Annotated in this window: 2 protein-coding genes; one reads left to right on the top strand and one right to left on the bottom strand. The window is 76.0% G+C overall.

The annotated features are described in order from the left end of the window. Positions 1 to 105 precede the first annotated feature (105 nt). Positions 106 to 1,089 (bottom strand): RluA family pseudouridine synthase, encoded by a 984-nt coding sequence (locus tag AB0O00_RS37425; RefSeq protein ID WP_363659154.1) that lies wholly within the window; start codon positions 1,087 to 1,089, stop codon positions 106 to 108. Between the two features lie 128 nt (positions 1,090 to 1,217). On the opposite strand from AB0O00_RS37425, the gene AB0O00_RS37430 reads away from it, so the two are divergent. Further along, positions 1,218 to 1,936, top strand: a 719-nt coding sequence (locus AB0O00_RS37430) for a SpoIIE family protein phosphatase (protein WP_363659155.1), incomplete at its 3' end; no start/stop codon positions are given.

Genomic DNA, 1,936 nt, shown 5'->3' on the forward strand with positions numbered 1-1,936 from the left:
GGCGGTGTGCTGTGCTGCGTTCATGCCCCCACGATCGCGCCGCCGGCCGGACGCCGGATCGGCCACCGGGACGGGGACCCGGTCGTCCGTTGGTCCTAGGGCCGGTCAGGAGTCCGCGGCCCCGGGGGCCAAGCCCTCCGGGTCGGCCCCGGCGGCCCAGCGGTCCGGGGCGGTCCAGGCGGTCAGGGTGCGGCGGCTCTCGAAGCGGTGTTCGCGGCCGGTGACGGGGTCGGTGAACTCGACGACGGAGGCGAGCAGTTGGAGCGGCCGACGGAAGTCGTCGGCGGCCGGCTCGGGCAGCACCACCGGGTACACCGGGTCACCCAGGATCGGCACGCCGAGGCCGGACATGTGCAGCCGCAACTGGTGGGTGCGGCCGCTGAGCGGGCGGAGCCGGTAGCGGCCGAGGCCGTCGCGCCGTTCCAGCAGGTCGATCCGGCTCTCGCTGTTCGGCGGCGCGTCGACCTCCCGGGCCGCGATCACCCCGCGCTCCTTCACGATGTGGCTCCGGACAGTGCGCGGCAGGCTCAGCTCCGGATCGTAGGGCGCGACGGCCTCGTACTCCTTGCGGACCAGCCGGTCGCGGAAGAGCGTCTGGTACGCGCCGCGCTCCGCCGGCCGCACGACGAACAGGGCCAGCCCGGCGGTGAGCCGGTCGAGCCGGTGCGCGGGGCTGAGCGCGGGCAGGTCGAGGCCGTGCCGCAGCCGCGACAGCGCCGTCTCGACGACGTGCTTGCCGCGCGGGGTGGTCGCCAGGAAGTGCGGCTTGTCGACGACGACCAGGTGTTCGTCGCGGTACAGGACGGCCAGGTCGAACGGGACCCTGACCTCGTCCGGCAGGTCGCGGTAGAACCACAGGTGCGCACCCGGCGTGAACGGCTCGTCCGGCGCGACCGGCCCGGCCTCGCCCACGATCTCCCGCCCGGCCAGCGCGGCATCGACCCGCGCGGCACCGACGACCGCCAGCCGCTCGACGAGGTACGCCCGGACGGTCTCCCACGGCCCCTCGATCGGCAGCCGCAGATGCACGGGGTCCACACCGTTGCGCTGCGGAAGGGGGGACACCGGTCGTCGGCTCTTGCGTCTCATCTCGGTCCCCCAGCCTAGTCGGGCGGGCCACGGCCCGGCCGACCGGGGCGCGGGGAGGGCCCCGACCGCCCGGGTGGCGCCCGGCGGGTCGAGGTGCCGGGGTTTGGGGGTGCGGGGAAAGTGGAGGGGTGATCGAGGAGGAGGACGAGCCGGGGGACTTGCCGCCGCTGCATTTGCCGCGGCGGACGCGGGGGTTGTTGTACGGCGCGTTCCTGCTGCTGGCGGGGGCCATCGTGGCCGACCTGGTGAGCGGGCCCGGCACGACGCTCTCGCCGTTGCTGGCGGTCGCTCCGGTGCTGGCCGGGGCCACCACCCGGAAGGCGCGGGTGCCGCTCCTGGTCGGGGCGGCGGCGCTGCTGGCGGTGGGCGCGCTGGAGTCGGCGAACGAACAGCTGCCGACCGCCGTCCGGGTCAGCGTGCTGGTGACCGTCCTCGCCGCGACGCTGGCCAGTGCCGCCAACGTGCTGCTGGTCGCGGCGCGGGAACGGGAGCTGTTCCAGGTCCGGACGGTGGCCGAGGCGGCGCAGCGGGCGCTGCAGCGGCCGCCGCCGGAACGGATCGGCGGGCTGCGGGTGGCGGTGCGGTACGTTGCGGCGGCGGCCGAGGCGCGGATCGGCGGGGACCTGTACGCCGTCCTCGACACCCGGTTCGGGGTGCGGGTCCTGCTCGGGGACGTGCAGGGGCACGGGCTGCCTTCGGTGGAGACGGCGGCGGACGTGCTGGGGGTGTTCCGGGAGGGGGCGCGGACCGAGCCCGATCTCGGACGGCTCGCGGAGCGGTTGGACGCGGCGCTCGCCGCGCGGCCGGACGACGGGCGGTTCGCGACCGCGCTGCTGTTGGGCGTGGC

The organism is Kitasatospora sp. NPDC093558, assembly GCF_040683475.1.
In the GTDB taxonomy this organism is placed as follows: domain Bacteria; phylum Actinomycetota; class Actinomycetes; order Streptomycetales; family Streptomycetaceae; genus Kitasatospora.

Excerpts from the sequence above, each read along its gene's own strand:
- AB0O00_RS37425 (WP_363659154.1), bottom strand. The coding sequence starts at position 1,089 with ATGAGACGCAAGAGCCGACGACCGGTGTCCCCCCTTCCGCAGCGCAAC.